Origin of the sequence: Fictibacillus solisalsi (assembly GCF_900103485.1) — a bacterium.
GTDB lineage: Bacteria > Bacillota > Bacilli > Bacillales > Fictibacillaceae > Fictibacillus_C > Fictibacillus_C solisalsi.
In genome coordinates this window covers 1,775,020-1,795,397 of the sequence record NZ_FNHW01000001.1, presented here as the reverse complement: position 1 = coordinate 1,795,397, position 20,378 = coordinate 1,775,020, and the positions used below count along the sequence as shown (strand labels likewise).

General features: G+C 45.6%; 23 protein-coding genes and 1 riboswitch. Of the genes, 20 read left to right on the top strand and 3 right to left on the bottom strand.

The genetic code is table 11. From position 1 onward, the window contains the following. Positions 1 to 53 precede the first annotated feature (53 nt). Positions 54 to 139: riboswitch (glycine riboswitch) on the top strand. Positions 140 to 347: 208 nt separating this feature from the next. From gcvT to gcvPB, 3 genes are read left to right on the top strand one after another with little or no spacing between them, the layout of a single operon-like run. Beyond that, the gene (gcvT, locus tag BLT53_RS09200; protein ID WP_090234308.1) at positions 348 to 1,445 is read left to right on the top strand and encodes a glycine cleavage system aminomethyltransferase GcvT; all 1,098 of its coding nucleotides are present in this window, start codon (positions 348 to 350) and stop codon (positions 1,443 to 1,445) included. A 27-nt stretch (positions 1,446 to 1,472) separates the two neighbouring features. Then, complete coding sequence (gcvPA, locus tag BLT53_RS09195; RefSeq protein WP_090234306.1) at positions 1,473 to 2,813, top strand: aminomethyl-transferring glycine dehydrogenase subunit GcvPA; 1,341 nt, start codon at positions 1,473 to 1,475, stop codon at positions 2,811 to 2,813. Beyond that, positions 2,813 to 4,270: an aminomethyl-transferring glycine dehydrogenase subunit GcvPB gene (gene gcvPB, locus BLT53_RS09190; RefSeq protein WP_090234305.1), complete on the top strand. Its 1,458-nt coding sequence runs from the start codon at positions 2,813 to 2,815 to the stop codon at positions 4,268 to 4,270. Before gcvPA ends, gcvPB begins: the two co-directional genes overlap by 1 nt. 52 nt (positions 4,271 to 4,322) lie before the next feature. Here gcvPB and BLT53_RS09185 read toward each other — a convergent pair whose 3' ends face one another. After that, positions 4,323 to 4,700 (bottom strand): rhodanese-like domain-containing protein, encoded by a 378-nt coding sequence (locus BLT53_RS09185; RefSeq protein WP_090234304.1) that lies wholly within the window; start codon positions 4,698 to 4,700, stop codon positions 4,323 to 4,325. A gap of 151 nt (positions 4,701 to 4,851) precedes the next feature. On the opposite strand from BLT53_RS09185, the gene BLT53_RS09180 reads away from it, so the two are divergent. From BLT53_RS09180 to BLT53_RS09165, 4 genes are all read left to right on the top strand, one after another. Continuing rightward, a complete protein-coding gene (locus BLT53_RS09180; protein WP_090234302.1) occupies positions 4,852 to 5,688 on the top strand; it encodes a lipoate--protein ligase family protein in 837 nt (278 codons plus the stop codon). A 337-nt stretch (positions 5,689 to 6,025) separates the two neighbouring features. Continuing rightward, positions 6,026 to 8,584: a vitamin B12-dependent ribonucleotide reductase gene (locus tag BLT53_RS09175; RefSeq protein ID WP_090234301.1), complete on the top strand. Its 2,559-nt coding sequence runs from the start codon at positions 6,026 to 6,028 to the stop codon at positions 8,582 to 8,584. A gap of 148 nt (positions 8,585 to 8,732) precedes the next feature. Next, entirely contained in the window at positions 8,733 to 9,161 is a 429-nt protein-coding gene (mntR, locus tag BLT53_RS09170; protein WP_090234300.1) for a transcriptional regulator MntR, read from the top strand. Between the two features lie 84 nt (positions 9,162 to 9,245). Continuing rightward, positions 9,246 to 10,169 (top strand): patatin-like phospholipase family protein, encoded by a 924-nt coding sequence (locus tag BLT53_RS09165; protein WP_090234298.1) that lies wholly within the window; start codon positions 9,246 to 9,248, stop codon positions 10,167 to 10,169. Here the strand turns inward: BLT53_RS09165 and BLT53_RS09160 are convergent. Further along, on the bottom strand, positions 10,166 to 10,525 hold the full coding sequence (locus BLT53_RS09160; protein WP_244520385.1) for an SA1362 family protein: 360 nt from the start codon (positions 10,523 to 10,525) through the stop codon (positions 10,166 to 10,168). The two genes, BLT53_RS09165 and BLT53_RS09160, sit on opposite strands and share 4 nt — an antisense overlap. Positions 10,526 to 10,537: 12 nt before the next feature. Beyond that, the gene (locus BLT53_RS09155) at positions 10,538 to 11,488 is read right to left on the bottom strand and encodes a DUF1385 domain-containing protein (protein ID WP_090234297.1); all 951 of its coding nucleotides are present in this window, start codon (positions 11,486 to 11,488) and stop codon (positions 10,538 to 10,540) included. A gap of 187 nt (positions 11,489 to 11,675) precedes the next feature. On the opposite strand from BLT53_RS09155, the gene BLT53_RS09150 reads away from it, so the two are divergent. From BLT53_RS09150 to accB, 13 genes are all read left to right on the top strand, one after another. Further along, positions 11,676 to 12,176, top strand: coding sequence for a YqhR family membrane protein (locus BLT53_RS09150; protein ID WP_090234296.1), 501 nt, complete (start codon positions 11,676 to 11,678; stop codon positions 12,174 to 12,176). Between the two features lie 67 nt (positions 12,177 to 12,243). Further along, positions 12,244 to 12,672, top strand: a complete 429-nt coding sequence (gene aroQ, locus BLT53_RS09145; protein ID WP_090236804.1) for a type II 3-dehydroquinate dehydratase — start codon at positions 12,244 to 12,246, stop codon at positions 12,670 to 12,672. 26 nt (positions 12,673 to 12,698) lie between these two features. Next, positions 12,699 to 13,772: a M24 family metallopeptidase gene (locus BLT53_RS09140; RefSeq protein WP_090234295.1), complete on the top strand. Its 1,074-nt coding sequence runs from the start codon at positions 12,699 to 12,701 to the stop codon at positions 13,770 to 13,772. A 19-nt stretch (positions 13,773 to 13,791) separates the two neighbouring features. After that, positions 13,792 to 14,349 carry an elongation factor P gene (gene efp, locus BLT53_RS09135; RefSeq protein ID WP_090234293.1) on the top strand — a complete coding sequence of 186 codons (558 nt, stop codon included), beginning with the start codon at positions 13,792 to 13,794 and terminating at the stop codon, positions 14,347 to 14,349. Between the two features lie 124 nt (positions 14,350 to 14,473). Then, positions 14,474 to 15,421: a stage III sporulation protein AA gene (gene spoIIIAA / locus BLT53_RS09130; protein ID WP_090234292.1), complete on the top strand. Its 948-nt coding sequence runs from the start codon at positions 14,474 to 14,476 to the stop codon at positions 15,419 to 15,421. Further along, entirely contained in the window at positions 15,418 to 15,930 is a 513-nt protein-coding gene (spoIIIAB, locus tag BLT53_RS09125; RefSeq protein ID WP_090234291.1) for a stage III sporulation protein SpoIIIAB, read from the top strand. The genes spoIIIAA and spoIIIAB overlap by 4 nt, the downstream gene beginning before the upstream one ends. A 17-nt stretch (positions 15,931 to 15,947) precedes the next feature. Further along, on the top strand, positions 15,948 to 16,154 hold the full coding sequence (spoIIIAC, locus tag BLT53_RS09120) for a stage III sporulation protein AC (protein WP_090234289.1): 207 nt from the start codon (positions 15,948 to 15,950) through the stop codon (positions 16,152 to 16,154). 14 nt (positions 16,155 to 16,168) lie between these two features. Then, entirely contained in the window at positions 16,169 to 16,558 is a 390-nt protein-coding gene (gene spoIIIAD, locus BLT53_RS09115; RefSeq protein WP_090236803.1) for a stage III sporulation protein AD, read from the top strand. Positions 16,559 to 16,561: 3 nt separating this feature from the next. Next, positions 16,562 to 17,767, top strand: coding sequence for a stage III sporulation protein AE (gene spoIIIAE, locus BLT53_RS09110; RefSeq protein ID WP_425284663.1), 1,206 nt, complete (start codon positions 16,562 to 16,564; stop codon positions 17,765 to 17,767). Positions 17,768 to 17,779: 12 nt separating this feature from the next. Continuing rightward, positions 17,780 to 18,424, top strand: coding sequence for a stage III sporulation protein AF (spoIIIAF, locus tag BLT53_RS09105; protein ID WP_090234286.1), 645 nt, complete (start codon positions 17,780 to 17,782; stop codon positions 18,422 to 18,424). Beyond that, positions 18,402 to 19,061 (top strand): stage III sporulation protein AG, encoded by a 660-nt coding sequence (gene spoIIIAG / locus BLT53_RS09100; protein WP_090234284.1) that lies wholly within the window; start codon positions 18,402 to 18,404, stop codon positions 19,059 to 19,061. Before spoIIIAF ends, spoIIIAG begins: the two co-directional genes overlap by 23 nt. 3 nt (positions 19,062 to 19,064) lie before the next feature. After that, positions 19,065 to 19,607, top strand: coding sequence for a SpoIIIAH-like family protein (locus BLT53_RS09095; RefSeq protein ID WP_090234282.1), 543 nt, complete (start codon positions 19,065 to 19,067; stop codon positions 19,605 to 19,607). A gap of 265 nt (positions 19,608 to 19,872) precedes the next feature. Beyond that, positions 19,873 to 20,373 (top strand): acetyl-CoA carboxylase biotin carboxyl carrier protein, encoded by a 501-nt coding sequence (accB, locus tag BLT53_RS09090; RefSeq protein ID WP_090234281.1) that lies wholly within the window; start codon positions 19,873 to 19,875, stop codon positions 20,371 to 20,373. Positions 20,374 to 20,378: the final 5 nt, after the last annotated feature.

Sequence of the window (20,378 nt, the reverse complement as noted above, 5' to 3'; positions counted from 1 at the left end):
AGGCAAAACCTATTTACTAGTATGGACGACGGACAACAATAACATACTTGCGAATGAAGGCAAGAGGAGAGACTATTTCGGTAGCGCCGAAGGAGCAAGCAGGAGCGAAACTCTCAGGCAAAAAGACTCTTGTTTGACGCGTCTCTGGAGAGCGTCCACTATGGACCACCAACGAAGAAACGAAGGGGCATGCCCCTTTCCAAACTTACTGGTTGAAGGACAGAGGGATACCTGAATAAGGGTATTTCTCTGTCCTTTTTTGTGTTTTCCATATTCTGCAGGCGGATGGTTTATTTACTTGGAATTGTTTGAATATTACCAATGATGGATGAAAGGGAGGAAACGTAATGGGGGACTTAAAGCGCACACCACTTTTTGACATTTACAAAGGTCATGGCGGAAAAGTGATTGACTTTGGAGGCTGGGAGCTACCTGTCCAGTTTTCCCGTATTGGCGAGGAACACGAAGCGGTTCGTACGAAAGCAGGGCTGTTTGATGTTTCGCACATGGGTGAATTTGAAGTAAAAGGAGAAGGAGCAAGTGACTTTTTACAGCGCATGCTGACCAATGACCTTTCCAAATTAAAGGAAGGCGGCGCTCAATATACGGTGATGTGCTACGAAAACGGCGGCACGGTAGATGACCTGCTGGTGTATAAGTACAGCGACCACCACTACTTGCTTGTTGTCAATGCGTCCAACATCGAAAAGGACTTTGACTGGCTACAGTCACATCTGGTTGAAGGGGTTGAGCTGACCAATATTTCTGCAGAAACAGCCCAGCTAGCATTACAGGGACCGCTCGCAGAAAGTGTACTGCAAAAGCTGACAGAGACCGATCTGTCCTCCATTGGCTTTTTCAAATTCAAACGTGATGTCAGCCTTCAGGGAGTCCATGCGCTCGTATCGCGCACGGGCTATACAGGCGAAGACGGATTTGAAATTTACTGCTCTCCTGAAGCGGCCGTCAAGCTCTGGGATGTAATTCTTGAAACGGGCAAGGAAGAAGGCGTGGTTCCTTGCGGATTGGGTGCACGCGATACGCTACGGTTTGAAGCGAAACTTGCGCTTTACGGACAGGAGCTCACTAAAGACATTACCCCAATTGAAGCAGGGATTGGCTTTGCGGTAAAAACAGATAAAGAAGCTGACTTTATCGGCAAAGAAGTGTTAAAGAAACAGAAGGAAGAAGGGGCACCAAGAAAACTGGTCGGCCTTGAGATGATTGATAAAGGGATTCCGCGTTCTCAATATGAAGTGTTCAAGGATGGCGAACAGATTGGTGAGGTTACAACCGGAACACAATCACCAACCTTGAAGAAGAACTTGGGTCTCGCGCTCATCAAAACAGAATTTGCCGAATTAGGAACCGAAGTCGATGTGCAAATCAGGCAGAAACGCTTGAAGGCGGTTGTTGTAAAGTCGCCATTTTATAAACGCAGCTAATCAAAGCCCTAAAGGGAGGACACAGTGATGACATTTCGTTATTTGCCAATGACCGAGCAAGACAAAAAGGAAATGATGGAAGCGGCCGGCATTTCATCCACAGAAGAACTGTTTAAAGACATTCCGGAAAACGTACGTTTTAAGGGCGACTTGCAGATCGAACCTGCACTGCCTGAACCTGAGCTTGTAAAATATATGACTGCGCTGTCGCAGAAAAATATCAACACCAAGGATTACACAAGCTTTTTGGGAGCTGGGGTGTACGATCACTACACGCCTTCTATTGTGAACCATGTGACATTGCGTTCAGAATTTTATACCGCCTATACCCCATACCAGCCGGAAATCTCCCAGGGAGAGCTGCAGGCGATCTTTGAATTTCAAACGATGATCTGTGAGCTGACAGGCATGGATGTGGCGAATTCATCCATGTATGATGGGGGAACAGCCTTTGCAGAAGCTGCTCTCCTTTCGGCAGGACAGACAAAACGCAAAAAAATTATCGTATCCAAAAGTGTTCATCCCGAATCTCTTGCAGTGCTTCAAACGTATGCCAACGGGCAGCGTCTTGAAGTGGTGGAAGTTGGAACGAAGGATGGATTAACAAATCTGGAAGAATTAAAAAGCGCGGTGGACGAAGAAACAGCCTGTGTCCTTGTCCAATATCCGAACTTCTTTGGCAATGTGGAACCTTTGAAGGAAATTGAAGAAATTGTTCACAGCCAAAAAGCCATGTTTGTCGTTTCAAGCAATCCACTCTCTCTTGGTGTATTGACTCCTCCTGGGAAATTCGGAGCGGACATTGTCGTAGGAGATGCACAAGTATTTGGGATTCCTCAGGGATTCGGCGGCCCGCATTGCGGTTATTTTGCTGTAACCAAAAAGCTGATGAGAAAGGTGCCGGGGCGGCTTGTCGGCCAAACAGTGGATGAAAACGGTAAACGCGGTTTTGTTTTAACCCTTCAGGCGCGTGAGCAGCATATCCGCCGTGATAAGGCAACGTCCAACATTTGTTCCAACCAGGCGCTGAATGCGCTGGCTGCATCTGTTGCCATGACAGCCCTTGGCAAGCAGGGGATAAAAGAGATTGCGGTACAAAACATCCAAAAAGCACATTATGCGAAAAACATTCTCTCTGAAAAAGGATTCAGCATTCCATATAAAGCGCCATTTTTTAATGAATTTGTTGTGAAGCTGAATGGTCCGGTCAAAAAAATCAATAAAAAGCTGCTTGAACACGGAATGATCGGCGGCTATGACCTTGGAAGGGACTTTCCTGAACTCGAAAATCATATGCTGATTGCCGTAACTGAACTTCGCACCAAGAGCGAGATTGATAAAATGGCAAACGTATTGGAGGGGCTATAATGAACACTCAAGATCAGTCACTTATCTTTGAACTATCAAAAGAAGGCAGAGTGGGTTACAGTCTCCCGGCTCTCGATGTTCCGGAAGCAGACCTTGGTTCGCTGCTGCCCGATGATTACGTCCGCACCGAGCCTGCAGAGCTGCCGCAAGTTTCCGAGCTGCAAATCATGCGCCACTATACCGCGCTTTCCAAACGCAACCACGGCGTTGACTCGGGATTTTATCCACTCGGCTCGTGCACGATGAAATACAATCCGAAAATCAATGAAGACGTGGCCCGGTATGCCGGTTTTGCACAAATTCATCCGCTTCAGGAAGAAGAAACGGTTCAGGGTGCCATGGAGATGATGTATAACCTGCAAACGTCGCTGGCTGAAATCACAGGCATGGACGAGGTAACGCTTCAGCCTGCTGCTGGTGCTCATGGGGAGTGGACCGGGCTTATGATGATCCGTGCCTATCATGAAGCCAATGGCGATCAAAAGCGCACAAAGGTTATTGTACCCGATTCCGCACACGGAACTAATCCTGCTTCTGCCACAGTAGCCGGCTTTGATTCCATTACGGTCAAATCGGATGACCGCGGATTGGTGGACCTTGATGATTTACGGCGTGTGGTAGGAGAAGATACGGCTGCACTTATGCTGACGAATCCGAATACGCTTGGTTTGTTTGAAGAACATATCCTTGAGATGGCAGCAATCGTCCATGAAGCCGGCGGTAAGCTGTATTATGACGGGGCGAATATGAACGCGATTATGGGTTATACGCGTCCAGGAGATATGGGCTTTGATGTCGTCCATCTTAACCTGCATAAAACCTTCACAGGGCCGCACGGCGGGGGGGGACCGGGATCAGGACCTGTTGGTGTGAAAAAGGATCTGATTCCATTCCTTCCAAAGCCGGTATTGATGAAAAAAGGGGAAGGGTTTACGTTTGAATACGACCGTCCACAGTCCATTGGCCGGGTAAAACCGTACTACGGAAACTTTGGCATCAATGTCCGTGCGTATACGTATATTCGCACAATGGGACCGATCGGGCTGAAACAGGTGTCCGAGTATGCGGTACTGAATGCCAACTATTTGATGAGAAGGCTTGAGCCGCATTTTGATCTGCCGTTCACCCAGCATTGTAAGCATGAGTTTGTTCTGTCCGGAAAAAGACAGAAGAAGCTTGGTGTTCGAACCTTGGATATGGCGAAACGCCTGCTTGATTTCGGGTATCATCCGCCTACTATCTACTTCCCGCTATCTGTCGAGGAAGCGATCATGATTGAGCCGACGGAAACCGAATCCAAGGAAACGCTCGATGAATTCATCGATGCTATGATCCAAATCGCCAAAGAAGCAGAAGAGTCACCGGAGGTTGTACAGGAAGCGCCTCACTCCACTGTCGTTAAGCGGCTGGATGAAGCGATGGCTGCCCGTAAACCGGTATTACGTTATGTAAAGTAAAGAGCAATAGAAAAAAGGTTCGGGAAAATAATCCCGAACCTTTTATTTTTGTTTATGAAGATTTTACCTTGCCTGTCCATTTTTTAAATCCGCCTCGTAATTGAGAAAGATCTGTATATTTGTTTTTGCGCAAGAATTGTGCCGCTCTGGCGCTGCGCATGCCGCTTTCGCAATATAGATAAACCGGCTTGTCCGGGCGTATTTCCATTTTTCGCTGCTTCATCTGGGTAAGGGGAATGTTTCTGGCGCCAAGGATATGCCCTTTTTTGAACTCATCCGGTTCACGCACATCAATTAGCTGGGCTTTTCGGTAGCCCGCTCTAAATTCCTCTTCACTCAATGTCTTTAAGTATCTTTTTTGGTTCAGGGCAGTTACAACAAGATAAACAAGTATGGCTGCCAAAATGACAAGAACGATAATCCATTCCATATGCTTGCACTCCTTTTTTATATCTCCTTTAATTATATCTTCACCGAGGTCCAGAATCAAAAGAATAATATTAAAAATTGGCAGTACTTTGTGTTTTGACAGAAGTTATAGTTTTGATAAACTAGTAAGGTATCAAAAAGGAGATAGTTATATGGAAAGAGAAAAGTGGTTATTCATTGATTCAGGAAATTGCGATCCTGCCTACAATATGGCGTTGGATGAAGCGTTGCTGACATGGCACAGCGAAGGAAAGATTCCCCCTGTTATCCGGTTTTATGGATGGAATCCCGCTACCTTGTCCATTGGTTATTTTCAAAAAGCTGAGAAGGAAATTAACCTAGAGGCGGTAAAACAATACGGACTCGGTTTTGTGCGCCGGCCAACCGGCGGACGCGGCGTTCTTCATGACAAAGAGCTTACATACAGTGTGATCGTGAGTGAAGAGCATCCCAACATGCCAAAAACGGTAACCGAGGCGTACCGTGTTATTTCTGAAGGTATTCTGCAGGGATTTCGCAATCTAGGCCTCGAAGCCTATTTTGCCATTCCCCGTACGGAAGAAGAAAAAGCAGGCTTGAAAAATCCCCGCTCTGCTGTCTGTTTTGACGCTCCTTCCTGGTATGAGCTCGTGGTGGAAGGACGAAAAGTCGCCGGAAGCGCCCAAACCCGTCAAAAAGGTGTGATCCTACAGCACGGTTCCATCTTGCTGGATCTTGACGAAGACAAGCTGTTTGACCTGTTTGTTTATCCAAGCGACCGGGTGAGGGAGAGAATGCAAAGAGCATTTAAAAGCAAAGCGGTGGCGATGAATGAGCTTCGTGAAAAACCGGTTACGCCCGAAGAGGCCAAACAAGCTTTTTATGACGGGTTTGAATCCGGTTTGAATCTTAATTTGCAGCCATATGAGTTAAGCGACGAGCAAAAAAGAGAAGTTGAACAGATTGCAGAAACAAGATATAGAAGCAAAGAGTGGACGTTTAGAAGATAAGGCGAAAATCGGGACAAGATTTTGTTGTCTCGGTTTTTATTTTTGGATGTCAAGAGCAGAAAAAATTTTTTTTGCTTTTCTGACCCAACTTCAAAATGCTTGTTGTTTCAACGTTCCTAAAAAGCGGCCATTTTTCAATCTTTAAATCTATAGGATTTAAGGCGGTTTGATGCAGGAAAAACAATTCGTTCACTGATTTTCTTACGAAAGCTTGGTTTTCCTAGTTTGACAACATAAATATTTTGACAACAGGTTTACCTATATATAGTATAGTGGTAACTTAACTACATACAACATATAGATAGAATCTTCTAGTTTAATAATGAGGAGGAGAATGATGGGAGTAGCAGTACATGACCCTTCAGGAATCAACATTGAAATGCTGAATAAGGATATTGAGCAATTTCCTCAAGTACATCCGGTAAGCAGCGACATGAAAACAGCACATAAAGGTGTATCACGGCTGGTCATGCTGGACAGGTACAGCTTTAAAGATACGGAAAGGAAAACGTTAAAAGAAGGAGACTTTGTCGTTCTGACTGTAAAAGAAGACCCGAAGTTCCCGGCAAGAGGGCTTGGATACATCGTAAGCATCGATTGGGAAGCGAAAACAGCTCGTGTCCGGGTGGAGGATGAATTTAAAGCCGTGCTCGACAAGCCGGAAGAAGCGGAATCAGGCATTATCAACCGTTCGCTTGATGTGATGGACAAGCCGCTTGAAATCTTTTATGAGCAGATTGCCAAGCGGAATGCAACAGGGCTTGCAAGCGTGGAAACGACCGAGGAAAAGCGCCAGGAATCGTTTGAGAAGTTCTACAAGGAACTTTCCGAGATGAATTTTATTCCTGCCGGCCGTGTTCTTTACGGTGCCGGGGCCGAAACGGATGTTACGTACTTCAACTGCTATGTGATGCCTTATGTGAAGGACTCCCGTGAAGGAATTTCTGATCACCGCAAGCAGGTTATGGAGATAATGAGCCGCGGAGGCGGTGTTGGAACGAACGGTTCCACCCTTCGTCCGAAGAACGCGCTTGCCCGGGGAGTTAACGGAAAATCGTCCGGATCGGTTTCATGGCTTGATGATATTGCAAAGCTAACCCATCTGGTCGAGCAGGGCGGGTCCCGCAGGGGGGCTCAGATGATCATGCTTGCAGACTGGCACCCTGATATCATCGATTTCATCATTTCAAAAATGCAAAACCCAAGAATTCTTCGCTACCTTATTGAAAACACCGAGGATGAGAAGATTAAGCAGGTGGCTCAGGACAAGCTGAAGTTTACGCCGCTTACTCCAACGGAAAAAGCTATGTACGAGGGAATTCTCCGTTACAAAGAAATCCCGGGGACAGGGGGATTTGATGCGGATGTCCATCACGAAGCGGAACGTATGCTTCGTGACGGCGGAACATACAGCGTCCATAATCCGGATTTTCTTACAGGGGCAAACATCTCTGTAACCATTACTAAAGACTTTATGGAAGCCGTAGAGAAGGATGCGGAATATGCTTTGCGCTTCCCGAATGTTGAAAATTATACGCCTGAAGAAATGAGGGCCTACAACGAAGAATGGCATGAAACAGGGGATGTTCGTGTCTGGGAAGAAAAAGGCTACAGCATCCGTGTTTACAAGCGCATTAAGGCAAGAGAGCTTTGGAATCTCATTAACATTTGTGCTACTTATTCTGCTGAGCCTGGTATCTTCTTTATCGATAATGCCAACGACATGACCAATGCTGTTGCCTACGGTCAGAAGGTAGTTGCAACAAACCCATGTGGCGAGCAACCTCTCGCACCATACTCTGTCTGCAACCTTGCTGCGGTCAACCTTGGCAACATGGCGGACAAGGTGAATAAAACGATTGATTTTGAGAAGCTGGAACGCACCGTTGAAGTCGGCGTACGGATGCAGGATAACGTAATTGATGCAACTCCGTATTTTCTTGAACCGAACCGTATTCAAGCTCTTGGAGAGCGCCGTGTCGGTCTTGGAGTGATGGGTCTTCACGATCTTCTCATCTATTGCGAAACGATGTACGGGTCAAAAGAAGGGAATGCCATGGTTGATAAAATCTTTGAAACCATCGCAACGACCGCTTACCGCACATCCATTGAGCTGGCCAAAGAAAAAGGCAGCTTCCCGTTCTTGGTGGGCAAAACAGAAGCAGAAACAAAGCAGCTTCGTGAAAATTTTATCAAGACCGGTTATATGAAAAAACTGCCGGAAGAAATCCATCAAGGAATCTTGAAATACGGCATCAGGAACTCCCATTTGCTTACTGTGGCGCCAACTGGAAGCACAGGAACCATGGTTGGAGTCTCCACAGGATTAGAACCTTACTTCTCCTTCTCTTATTTCAGAAGCGGACGTTTAGGCAAATTTATTGAAGTGAAGGCTGACATAGTAAAAGAATACCTGGCCAGCAACCCGGAGGCGGATGAAAACAATCTGCCTGAATTCTTTGTATCAGCCATGGAACTTTCACCGGAAGCACACGCGGATACGCAATGTGTCATCCAACACTGGGTGGACAGCTCCATCAGTAAAACGGTAAACGCGCCAAAAGGCTACTCTGTGGACCAAGTGAAAAAAGTGTACGAGCGTCTCTACAAGGGAGGAGCAAAAGGCGGAACAGTCTATGTAGACGGAAGCCGTGATGCACAAGTGCTTACTCTTAAAGCGGAGGAATCCTTTGAGCAAACTGAGATGAATCTCGGAGAAGAGGAAAAAAGCAAGGTAGTGCTGGTGGACACCATTACGGATCTTCGGTCCACCGATGTTACGGTCGGAAACGAAGTCGGCAATACGTGCCCTGTATGCCGCAAAGGAAAAGTTAAAGAAATCGGCGGCTGCAATACCTGCACAAACTGCAACACGCAATTGAAATGCGGACTGTAAACGGTAAGTTTATTGAAGAGGTATGACCTGAGGGTCTGCCTCTTTTTTTTACGCAGCGACTCATAAAATCCAAACTCCCTTGTCACACTATCTTTTGTATAGTAAAATTTTAGACAGAACAGTGAAAGAATGAATCGGAGGGAACAGCATGCCCCCAACACCGAGCATGGAAGATTATATCGAACGAATATACGCATTAATTGAAGAAAAGGGATACGCAAGGGTTTCAGATCTTGCTGAAAGCCTGGAAGTCCACCCCTCCTCCGTTACGAAAATGATCCAAAAGCTGGATAAAGGAAAATACCTCGTTTATGAGAAGTATCGCGGATTTGTATTAACGCCAAATGGAAAAAAGCTGGGGAAACGCCTGGTTTATCGGCATGAACTGCTGGAAGGGTTTCTCAAGGTCATCGGCGTTGATGAAGAAAATATTTTTGAAGATGTGGAAGGCATCGAGCATCATCTGAGCTGGAATGCTATTGACAGGATCGGAGATCTTTTGCAGTATTTTGAGGAAGATCCGAAGCGGATTGAAGCACTAAAAGAAGTTCAGCAAAGAAATCAGGAACAATCATAACTCTGTTGTGGTTGTTTTTATTTTGCCTTTTATTGAATATTGTACTTCCCCTCATGATTAGGATAATGATGGGGGGAGTGCATGATGAAGGTTGACTGCGTATTTTCGGGCGGTGGTATTAAAGGTATCGCATTGATCGGAGCCATTCAGGCAGCGGAAGAACGGGGAATCTCTTTCCAACGGATTGCAGGAACAAGTGCAGGAGCGCTGGTCGCTTGTCTTTTGAATGCGGGGTACAGTTCAAGTGAAATGAAAACATTGATTCATACGGTCGACCTCAAGCGATTTATGGACGAAAAAAAATCGCTGGTGCCTGTGCCATTCATGAACTGGCTGAAGGTGTACTGGAAGTTGGGGCTCTACAAAGGGGATGCGCTTGAAAAGTGGGTAAAAGAGCTGTTGAAGGCAAAGGGCATTGAGACCTTTGCTGATATTCCCGAAGGTTCGCTGAAATTAGTAGCTTCGGATATCACTCGTGGCCGGCTGGTGGTGCTGCCAGATGATCTCCAGGAATACGGTTTGCTAAAAGAAAAGTTTCCGATTGCCCGTGCGGTCCGGATGAGCTGCAGCATCCCATACTTTTTTTATCCAATCAAACTTTACAACCGGATTGGTCAAAAAAGCTATATTGTCGATGGGGGTGTGTTGAGCAATTTCCCGATGTGGCTGTTTCAGCGTAAAGACCGGACATCAGAGCGGCCTGTCCTGGGGTTTCAGCTAAGCAGTTCCTATGGAAAGGTCCAGGCCCATCAGGTGAACAACGCGTTTAACCTGTTTAAGGCCTTGTTTCAGACAATGATGGAAGCGCACGACAACCGGCATATATCCAACTACGATGCCAGGGATATTATTTTCATACCGGTAAAAGAGATTTCTGTGGTTGACTTTGATTTGACGGGAGAAACCAAAAATGCGCTCATGGATTTTGGTTATTCGCAGGGAGCCGCATTTTTAAACCGGTGGATTGCAGGCAAAAAAATATGGACACCACAAAAAAATCGAGCTTAGAACGAAGCTCGATTTTTTTTCTTATTTTTCTTTCCTTCAATAACGGTAAGGTTATGCTCTCTTCTCCGCTTTTTAAAGGCTGCCGGTTTATTGGACGAAGTGTTTTTTCTGACCGGAGCCGCACTTTGGCTGTATCTCCGTTTTGACTGCTTGACGGCCTTTTTATATTTTCCATTTTCCCCCGGACGGAACCGCTGGAAAATGAAATAGATGACAGCTATGACCAAGCCGGCCATAAGCAGCTGCGTAAATAAATTTCGAGGTGAAGTAAACAATTGTGAAACAAGTCCAACTACTGCCAACACGATAATAACCCAAATCACTGGATGAAATGATCTTCGGTGCAACAGGTTCACCTCCTTGGAAAATTAAACGATTTTAGTAGTGTTTTCAATTTTTCTTTTTTCATGCTCCTCATCCCGCTTCAGCATTTCGGTAAAAGAAAGAATCGCTACTTCCGCTTGCTTTCGGTCAGGTTCCTTTGTTGTGAGAAGCTGAAGCCATAATCCCGGATATCCGAGATATCGCAACACAGGAATGTTTCGTAGTTTGTTTGTGATCTGCAGGACTTCAAAGGAGATGCCAAGGACCACAGGGATCAAGACGACCCGGTATATCACACGCTGCCACAGAGGGTCAGACGGTACAAACAAATAGACAAACACTCCGACGACTACCGTAAACAGTATAAAGCTGCTGCCGCACCGGTAATGTAGGCGTGACTGCTTTTTGACATTTTCCACGGTAAGTTCATAGCCGTTTTCATAGGCGTTAATGACTTTATGTTCGGCCCCATGGTACTGGAATACGCGTTTTACAGTGGGAGTCATCGACACAAAGTAAATATAGGAGAGAAGAAAAAGAAACTTGAACAACCCTTCCAGCAGGTTTTGGCCCACATGGCTTTGAACCCAGGGCCGGAAAGCTTCTGCCAGGAACACGGGTACAAGAGTGAAAACAAACTTTCCAAAGAGGAAAGTTAGTATGCCGACGACCGCCAGGCTAAAAATAAACATAGCCTTGGAAGAAGCTGGTTCTTCCTTTTTAAGTTCCTCTCCAGGTGTTACATTGTAGCGCTCCGTAGAAAAGTTCAGATGCTTGGTGCCGTTGGAGCTGGCTTCCAGAATCGCTGCAATTCCACGAAGGAAAGGAATTTTTTTTATTTTGTTCATCCACGGGTTGTATGGTTTCATCACTTCGTAATAATCAATGCTGTCATCAATTCTGCGGATGGCGGTGACGTATGTGTGCTTGCCGGCAAACATAACCCCTTCAACGACTGCCTGGCCGCCGTATGCCGGTTTCTTCTGATCTGTCATTTCTACACCTCTACCTTATTGTTTATAACTTTAATTCTACAGGAAAACGCTATAAACCTCTAGGCAATCGTGCTTTAACTTTATTTTTCCCATTTTATACAGTTTTAACACGGAATATTAATAGAACCTATGGTGATAAGAGATGAAGAAAAAGGGACATACTAAAATAGGGAGGTGTACTTATATAATGTATGAGATGAACAGAGATAAAAATAAGCGGGATGAACCAAGTTCTTTCATGAGCAGGGTGGTCAGTGTAGGCTTTTTTGGAGGCCTGTTCTGGGGGGTCATCGGCTTTTTTGCATATTACTTAAACTTGTCCAAAATTGGTCCGGCTCTGATTCTTGCTCCCTGGGCATTGGGAAAATGGAAAACCCAGTGGTTGGGGCAATTGATCGGTATAGTGCTCATTGCGCTGCTTTCCATATTGGTCGCAATTGTTTATCGGTATCTTTTTTCTCGGATAAAAAGTAAGTTTGCCGGCATTTTCTTCGGAGTTCTGCTTTGGATACTGGTTTTCTATTTGCTGCATCCCATTTTCCCCGGCCTCGAGCCAATGAATAAAATAGGCAGGAACACGATATCCACCACGTTGTGCCTGTATATCTTGTATGGTGTATTTGTAGGCTATTCCATTTCCTTTGAATATCAGGAACGACAGCAGGCCAAAAACGGACAAAGTACCTAACTATTCAAAAAAATAGGGGTGTGATAGAATGTTCTTGGAACATTCTATTTTTTTGAGGGGACAAACGATGAAACGTATACTAGTTGTAAATGGCCCGAATTTAAACAGGCTTGGCAAAAGAGAGCCCGGCATTTATGGGAAAAATGACTTGACCTCCATTGAAGAGCGTCTTATTGCGTTTGCAGAAGAAAACGGAGCTTCCGCTGTTTGCCGGCAAAGCAATCATGAAGGTGACATCCTGGACTGGATTCACGAAGCAGAGGATGAGTTTCAAGGTATTGTGCTGAATGCAGGCGCCTTTACTCATTATAGTTATGCGATACGTGACGCTATTGCAAGTGTGAATATCCCGGTTATTGAGGTACATATTTCAAATATCCATGCAAGAGAAGAGTTCCGCCACCATTCCGTTATAGCACCAGTTGCAGCAGGCCAGATCGCAGGTCTTGGTGTAAAGGGCTACGAGCTTGCTATATTGGCGATTCTTGGCGAGTAATTAAATAGAGGCAGGGAGGAAAAGGTATGGCAAAATTGGAGAAACTCAGAAATGGTTTTGAAAACCATGAGATAGACGGGTTGATTGTCACATCCGCGATTAACAGACGGTATCTCAGCGGTTTTACTGGAAGTTCAGGTGTCCTTGTGATCTCAGAACAAGAAGCAAGGCTAATCACTGACTTCAGATATGTTGATCAGGCGGCAGAGCAAGCCAATGATTTTGAAATCGTCAGACACAGCACGTCGATACAGGAAACAGTGGCTGCTGCGCTCAAGGAAATGGGCATACAAAAAGCAGGGTTTGAGCAGGACCACCTTACCTTTGCAGGATTTAAAACTTACAAAAAGTACGCAAGCGGTGTTGGGACAGAGCTTGTACCCGTTTCGGGTCTCATTGAAAAATTACGCTTGATTAAGGATAAATCAGAGATTAAGATATTAAAGGAAGCTGCGCAAATCGCGGATGCGGCATTCTCGCATATCACGTCATACATAAAACCCGGAGTCACTGAGCTGGATGTTTCTAATGAACTTGAATTCTTTATGAGAAAAAATGGAGCGGATTCTTCTTCCTTCGATATTATCGTTGCTTCTGGTTATCGATCTGCGCTCCCGCATGGCAGGGCGTCTGAGAAGAAAATCAGCGAAGGGGAATTGGTCACCCTTGATTTTGGTGCATACTATAAAGGCTATTGCTCAGATATTACCCGAACGGTTGCTGTTGGTGAGATCAATGGAGAGCTTAAAACCATTTATGAAACGGTTTACGAAGCACAAGCAAGGGGTATGCAGGGGATTAGACCGGGAATGACAGGTAGACAGGCAGACGCCTTAACAAGGGATTATATCACGGAAAAAGGCTATGGCAAGCATTTCGGTCATTCCACCGGACACGGGATAGGCCTTGAGGTCCATGAGGGACCAAGTCTGGCGCTCCATTCGGAAGTAGTATTGGAGCCGGGAATGATTGTAACGGTAGAACCAGGCATCTATATTTCTGGTCTTGGCGGGGTAAGAATTGAAGATGATGCGGTGATCACGAAAGAAGGCAACGAATCACTGACACATTCTCCAAAAGAGCTTCTTATTTTAGGATAGATAATCAGGAGGAAAAACGATGATTTCAGTAAACGATTTTAGAACAGGTTTGACCATTGAGGTAGACGGCGGAATCTGGCAGGTAATGGAGTTCCAGCACGTGAAGCCAGGAAAAGGAGCTGCATTTGTACGTTCCAAGCTTCGTAACCTTCGTACAGGATCCATTCAGGAAAAAACATTCCGCGGCGGTGAAAAAGTAGCCAAAGCCCACATTGAAAACCGTAGAATGCAATATTTGTATGCTTCCGGTGACACACATACGTTCATGGATAACGAAACGTATGAGCAAACCGAACTTTCCTCTGCACAACTTGAGCACGAATTGAAGTTTTTGCTTGAAAACATGGTGGTCCAAATCATGCAATATCAAGGAGAAACCATAGGGGTTGAGCTGCCAAACACGGTTGAACTTGAAGTAACAGAAACCGAACCAGGAATCAAAGGAGACACAGCTTCCGGTGGTTCAAAACCGGCTACACTTGAAACAGGTTTAATCGTTCAAGTGCCTTTCTTCATCAATCAGGGAGACCGATTAATCATTGATACACGTTCTGGAGATTATGTTTCAAGAGCATAAGATAAAGAAGAATCTAAAGCTTCATTCCCTAAGGGAGTGAAGCTTTTTTGTTTGTCGCCGGGAGTCATATTGGGGGATGACAAGCCATAAGGTATAATAGCAATTTCTTTTTGGGGTGGTGCACTTGGAACAGGTATTGGCCGTATTGCCGGAAGCGGTTGGAGAGCTTATCCGGCAGCTTCCGCAGGAGCGTAAGGAGCGGATTGAAGAAATCCGGTTCCGCTTGATGAAACCGCTTGAACTCATTATCAATGGAAGGCCGGAATTTCTCCTTGCAGGGAACGGCCCATATATTATACAGCCAGAAGATGGGGTGCAGCTTCTTAATAAACTGAGCCGGTATTCCCTCTATGCCCTTGAAGAGGAACTGAAACGAGGCTATATCACCATCAAGGGCGGGCATCGGGTCGGACTTGCAGGAAAGGTGATCACAGAAAAAGGAGAAGTCAAAGCGATTCGGGATATCGGTTCCTACAACATCCGAATCGCCAGACAAAAAATTGGTAGTGCCGATCGACTGGTATCCAGGCTTTACGAAGAAGGACGCTGGCATAACACGTTAATCGTCGGAGCTCCGCAAACCGGTAAGACCACCTTGCTCCGGGATTTGGCCAGAACAGCCAGTGCCGGCTGCCGTACGAAGAATATTCCCTCAAGTAAAGTCGGTATTGTGGATGAGCGGTCCGAGATTGCAGGAAGCGTAAAGGGGATCCCGCAATTCGTGCTGGGTGAACGGGTGGATGTTCTCGACGCCTGTCCGAAAGCCGAAGGAATGATGATGATGATCCGCTCGATGAGCCCGGAAGTCTTGATTGTGGATGAAATCGGCAGAAAAGAAGATGTTGACGCCATCCTCGAAGCGATGAACGCGGGTGTACAAATGATGATGACTGTTCACGGGCACTCACTTGAGGAAGCTCTCAGGAGACCCGCGATTTTCCCTCTTGCGGAAATGAAATTATTTGATCGGTACGTGGAATTGACTCGGACAGGCAGACCCGGAACCGTTCAGGGCGTTTACGACAGGGACCGGAAGCCCCTTCTGATGGAACAAAGGAGCAGTTGCCTATGAGCTGGCTTGGTGCTGTCTGTATTTTTATTTCAACCACATGGATTGGCTTCGAACTGGCCAAAAAGGTGCGTGACCGGCCAAAGCAGCTCAGGCAGCTGAAAGTCGGCCTGCAATCGCTCGAGGCTGAGATTATGTATGGGCTTATTCCTTTGGATGAAGCGTTTCTGCATCTTAGTAGGCAGCTTAGCGGGCCGGTGGCTGAATTTTTCCTTTATGCGGGCCAATCGCTTGAAGCATCCGTATCATCTGTACAGGAAGCGTGGGAAAACGGTTTGTCCCACTTATCAGCATCTTCATCTTTTAAGAAAGAAGAGATTGAGATCCTCAGACAGTTTGGAGCAACGCTGGGACGGCATGACCGGGAAAACCAGCAAAAACAGATCCGCCTCGCGCTGGCTCACTTGGAGCGGGAACTTGCTGAAGCGAATGAAGCTCAGCTAAAACACGAAAAGATGTATAAAAGCCTGGGTATCCTGTTGGGGCTGCTGCTCATAATTCTACTGGTGTAGGCATGGGAGGAAAACAGATGGGTTTTGACGTGAATGTCGTCTTTCAAATCGCCGGTCTTGGCATAGTGGTCGCGATGCTTCACAGTGTTTTAAAAATGGTGGGTAAAGAAGATTATGCGAATTGGGTTACGCTGCTGGGTTTTATCGTCGCACTTTTTATTGTCATTTCACTCTTGAACGATTTATTCCAAAAAGTGAAAGGCGTTTTTCTTTTTCAAAATTGAAGGGGGTATCCAACATTGAAATTCTTCAAATTGTCGGATTAGGCCTGATTGGTACGTTTCTTGCCCTCATTCTAAAAGAACAAAAAACGTCCTTTGCCTTTTTGCTGACACTCGTTATCGGAATTTCTATTTTTCTTTTTTTAATCGATCAGATCGCCCTCGTACTACGAATGCTTCAGCACCTTGCGGAGGAAGCTCATATCAATTTGATGTATGTAGAAACCATCATGAAAATTATCGGAATTGCGTACATCGCAGAATTTGGCGCACAGATTACAAAGGATGCAGGCCAGGGGGCTATAGCAGCAAAAATAGAACTGGCGGGGAAAATTTTGATTCTGGTAATGGCGTTACCTATTTTATCCATCATCATTGAAACGGTTATTAACCTGATCCCCGGATAGGAGGTGAGGAAGACGGCATGGTTAAAGACAAAACCTAAAAAGGTGGCTGTACTGCTTTGCCTGTTTTTGGGGTTGTACCTGTGGAACTGCGGCGGGGAAACCGTCCAGGCAGCCTCAATCACAGAGAACATTATGAACGAACAGCTGTCCAAGCTTGGTATAGATGATATTAAAGAGTATTGGACAACCATTATGAACGAATATGGCGGGTTCCTGCCGGAGACACAAAAAGGCTCCCTGCTTGAATTTGTGAAGGGCGAAAAAGAGTTTAGCATTAAGGCGTGGGCCATTGGCATTATAAAATACTTATTCTATGAAATTCTTGTTCAGGGAAAGCTGCTCGGCACGCTTATTCTGCTCACAGTGTTCAGCATGCTGTTGCAGACGATACAAAATGCCTTTGAGCATCACAGTGTCAGCAAGGTTGCTTACGCAATTATTTATATGGTTCTGATCATCCTGGCCCTGAACAGCTTTCATGTCGCCATGCAGTATTCCAAGGAAGCCATCGAAACCATGATGAACTTTATGATCGCGCTAGTGCCTCTCCTGCTGGCGCTCATGGCAACGGTGGGAAGTATTACATCCGTTGCCTTTTTTCATCCCATTATTGTGTTTCTCGTGAATTCAAGCTCCGTCCTGATCAATAGCTTTATACTTCCACTGTTGTTTCTTTCGGCACTCTTGAGCATTGTCAGCACGTTGTCCGAACACCATAAAGTCACCCAGCTGGCCAAGCTGCTCCGGTCCATCGGCATGGGGGCGCTGGCTGTGTTTTTCACCGTATTTCTCAGTGTCATCTCTGTTCAAGGGGCAACGACAGCAGTGGCAGACGGAATCACAGTGAAAACCGCAAAGTTTATCACGGGCAACTTTATTCCGGTGGTGGGACGGATGTTTACCGATGCGACCGATACGGTAATGAGCGCCTCTGTTTTACTCAAGAATACGGTCGGCATCACCGGAGTGGCAATTCTTTTTCTACTGGCTGTATTTCCGGCGGTCAAAGTACTGGCCATCGGTTTGATTTATAGCTTTGCTGCCGCCGTTCTTCAGCCGCTGGGGGGCGGGCCGATCATTGAATGTCTTGGCATTATCGGCAAGAGCGTATTTTATATCTTTGCGGCACTTGCGACGGTATCCATCATGTTCTTTATCGCTGTCACTGTTATCGTTGCTGCCGGCAATCTATCATTAATGATTCGATAGCAGGAGGCGGGTATGGAATTTTTGACCGACTGGATCTCGAATATCGTGCTGATTATTCTGCTTTCTGTCATCGTCGATCTGCTTTTGCCGAATAACGGCTTTCAAAAATATATCAAAATGGTAGTCGGCCTTCTTCTTATTCTTGCCATCCTGAACCCTCTCCTGAAAGCCGCAGGCTCCAACGTCGACAAGGTGTTCGAGAAGATTGGCATTGATTCAAGAGTGAAAGAGAGCGAGATAAAAAATTCGATAGATACAAAGAAAAAAGAAATACAAGACTCTCAGTCTGCATATATTTTAGAACAAACGCGTGTCCACATGGAGAACCTGGTGAAAGAGGAGTTGAAGACCCGTTATGAAGTAACCATTTCAGATCTTGTTCTGGTCCCGAAACAGACTGCCGAAAGCACATCCAATCCTGATGACATCCAGTCGGTTCAGGTTACCCTGGCAGCAGCAGAAAATGAGAAACAGATCACTGTTCCTGCCGTAAAGAATGTGGAAATTAATTCGGAACAGCCAGTCCAGGAAAAACGGGCTCCATTTCAGTCCAAGCCTGTGCAAGCGTTCCTGGCGAAAAAATGGCAGATGAAAGAAAAAAATGTAGAGATCTTTACGGAAGGAGGAGAAGAGCATGGAGAAAAGAGGCAGCAGTAAAGGATGGCTTCAGAAATTGATGGACGTGCTCCCGGGAGTAAAAAGCAATAAAGGGCCTTCTCCTTATATATGGATTCTGCTGCTCCTGGGATTCGCCATTATGATTGCCAGCAAGCTTTTTACTCCATCCTCCGGGGATCAGGCCAACCTTCCTGCCATGTCCGTAACAAAACCGGATGAATCAAAGACAGTCTTTAAATCATCGGGAACTTCTTCGGCCAAAAAGTTCAGGGACTATGAAGACACCTATGCCACACAGCTGAAAGACATTCTTGAACAGATATCCGGTGTGCAAAAAGTGAGGGTCATGGTGACCCTTGACACAACAGAAATCAAAGAAATTCAAAAGAATGAGAGGAGGCAGAACCAGACAACAAAGGAAACCGATAAAAATGGGGGAGAACGCACAATCAACGATTATAAAACCGACGAAGAAGTAGTGACCATAAAAAGTGGGGATGAAGAAAAACCCATTGTGATTACAACAGAGAAACCAAAGGTTCGCGGAGTTATCGTTGCGGCTGAAGGCGCTGAAAATTTGCGCGTAAAGGAAATGATCATTGATGCCGTAACCAAAGTATTTGATATTGGAAGCGACAAAGTCTCGGTCATACCGAAAAAATTTGAGGGGGAATAAGGAATGCTATTAAAAAAACAAACCGTCTGGCTGCTGACCATGCTCAGTTTGATCATTGTATTGTCCGTCTATTATATTACGGCCCCAGGATCAGGAGATGATCTGGCTTACCTTGAAAAAGGGAAAAATACGGCCAAGCAGGAGCAGGGAGCAAAATCGAAGAAAAACTCCGATGCGGCGGTCACCTCGGCTGCCAATGATGACTTGTTTACAGCGCTGCGCATGAAAAGGGATGAAAGCCGTGATGAGTTGAGCAGCCAGTATACGGCAGCCATTGCCTCACCGAATGCCTCCGCAGAAGTTCAGGCAGAAGCGCTTGCCAAGATTTCCGAGCTTCAGTCTCTTACAATGAAGGAATCCACCCTGGAGACGCTGATCAAGACGATGGGATATGACGATGCATTGGTCAATACGATGGATAATGAAGTAAGAATCATAGTCAAGGGCAAGAAATCTTCCAAAGAAGCAGTAGCCATTATGAAGAAGGCAGAAGAACAGCTGGGCAACAAACAGGTAGCGGTAGAGTTTCAAAATAAATCAAAATGAGCCGGGGAAATGATCCCCGGCTTTTCTTTTTTCATTCTAATACAGGGTATGTTAAGGGGCAACGTTGGTCAAGCTGTTAATAGAGAAAACAAGGAGCAAACGCTTACAAAACAGCTTGATTTCGTGTAGTATGTACTTGTAGAGCGATTAAAACTATTATTTGATCCTCGATTATGATATGCTTTGCTAGTACCAGGTAACAAAAGAAGGTACTAAATCAAAGCTAACAACACCGTTTATAGATGAACAAAGGAGTGGAAGTAGCGTGTTGAAGATACAAGAAATCCGAGAATTAATTAAACTAATTGACAAATCCAGCATTGATGAATTTCAATTTGAAAATGACGGAGAAAAAATTGTCCTGAAGAAAAATGAAGTGAAAATACAGCAGGCTGCAGAACCGCAAGCTCCTGCCGCAGTTCCTTTTGCGCCTCCAGTACAAACGGCGCCATCCGTACCGGCACAGCCAGCCGCGCAAGAAGCGCCTGGGGCTCCAGCTACGGAAAAGAAACAGGAAGATGCAAATTTACATAAAGTCGAATCTCCAATGGTAGGTACCTTTTATGCATCACCTTCACCGGAAAGCCCTGTCTATGTGAAAACAGGAGATAAGGTCAGCAAAGACTCCATCGTTTGCATCATTGAAGCGATGAAGCTGTTTAATGAAATTGAAGCAGAAGTAAACGGGGAAATCGTTGAAATCCTTGTTGAAAACGGGCAGCTCGTTGAATATGGACAGCCCCTCTTTTTAGTTAAAGCGGAATAGAGGTG

Bases quoted from the DNA above. Each gene is read 5' to 3' on its own strand.
- BLT53_RS09165 (WP_090234298.1), top strand. From the start codon at position 9,246: ATGAAGGTTGACTGCGTATTTTCGGGCGGTGGTATTAAAGGTATCGCA.
- BLT53_RS09155 (WP_090234297.1), bottom strand. From the start codon at position 11,488: ATGACAGATCAGAAGAAACCGGCATACGGCGGCCAGGCAGTCGTTGAA.
- gcvT (WP_090234308.1), top strand. From the start codon at position 348: ATGGGGGACTTAAAGCGCACACCACTTTTTGACATTTACAAAGGTCAT.
- aroQ (WP_090236804.1), top strand. From the start codon at position 12,244: ATGAAACGTATACTAGTTGTAAATGGCCCGAATTTAAACAGGCTTGGC.
- BLT53_RS09185 (WP_090234304.1), bottom strand. From the start codon at position 4,700: ATGGAATGGATTATCGTTCTTGTCATTTTGGCAGCCATACTTGTTTAT.
- BLT53_RS09175 (WP_090234301.1), top strand. From the start codon at position 6,026: ATGGGAGTAGCAGTACATGACCCTTCAGGAATCAACATTGAAATGCTG.
- BLT53_RS09140 (WP_090234295.1), top strand. From the start codon at position 12,699: ATGGCAAAATTGGAGAAACTCAGAAATGGTTTTGAAAACCATGAGATA.
- spoIIIAC (WP_090234289.1), top strand. From the start codon at position 15,948: ATGGGTTTTGACGTGAATGTCGTCTTTCAAATCGCCGGTCTTGGCATA.
- BLT53_RS09180 (WP_090234302.1), top strand. From the start codon at position 4,852: ATGGAAAGAGAAAAGTGGTTATTCATTGATTCAGGAAATTGCGATCCT.
- mntR (WP_090234300.1), top strand. From the start codon at position 8,733: ATGCCCCCAACACCGAGCATGGAAGATTATATCGAACGAATATACGCA.
- gcvPA (WP_090234306.1), top strand. From the start codon at position 1,473: ATGACATTTCGTTATTTGCCAATGACCGAGCAAGACAAAAAGGAAATG.
- spoIIIAF (WP_090234286.1), top strand. From the start codon at position 17,780: ATGGAATTTTTGACCGACTGGATCTCGAATATCGTGCTGATTATTCTG.
- efp (WP_090234293.1), top strand. From the start codon at position 13,792: ATGATTTCAGTAAACGATTTTAGAACAGGTTTGACCATTGAGGTAGAC.
- BLT53_RS09150 (WP_090234296.1), top strand. From the start codon at position 11,676: ATGTATGAGATGAACAGAGATAAAAATAAGCGGGATGAACCAAGTTCT.
- BLT53_RS09095 (WP_090234282.1), top strand. From the start codon at position 19,065: ATGCTATTAAAAAAACAAACCGTCTGGCTGCTGACCATGCTCAGTTTG.
- gcvPB (WP_090234305.1), top strand. From the start codon at position 2,813: ATGAACACTCAAGATCAGTCACTTATCTTTGAACTATCAAAAGAAGGC.
- spoIIIAB (WP_090234291.1), top strand. From the start codon at position 15,418: ATGAGCTGGCTTGGTGCTGTCTGTATTTTTATTTCAACCACATGGATT.
- spoIIIAG (WP_090234284.1), top strand. From the start codon at position 18,402: ATGGAGAAAAGAGGCAGCAGTAAAGGATGGCTTCAGAAATTGATGGAC.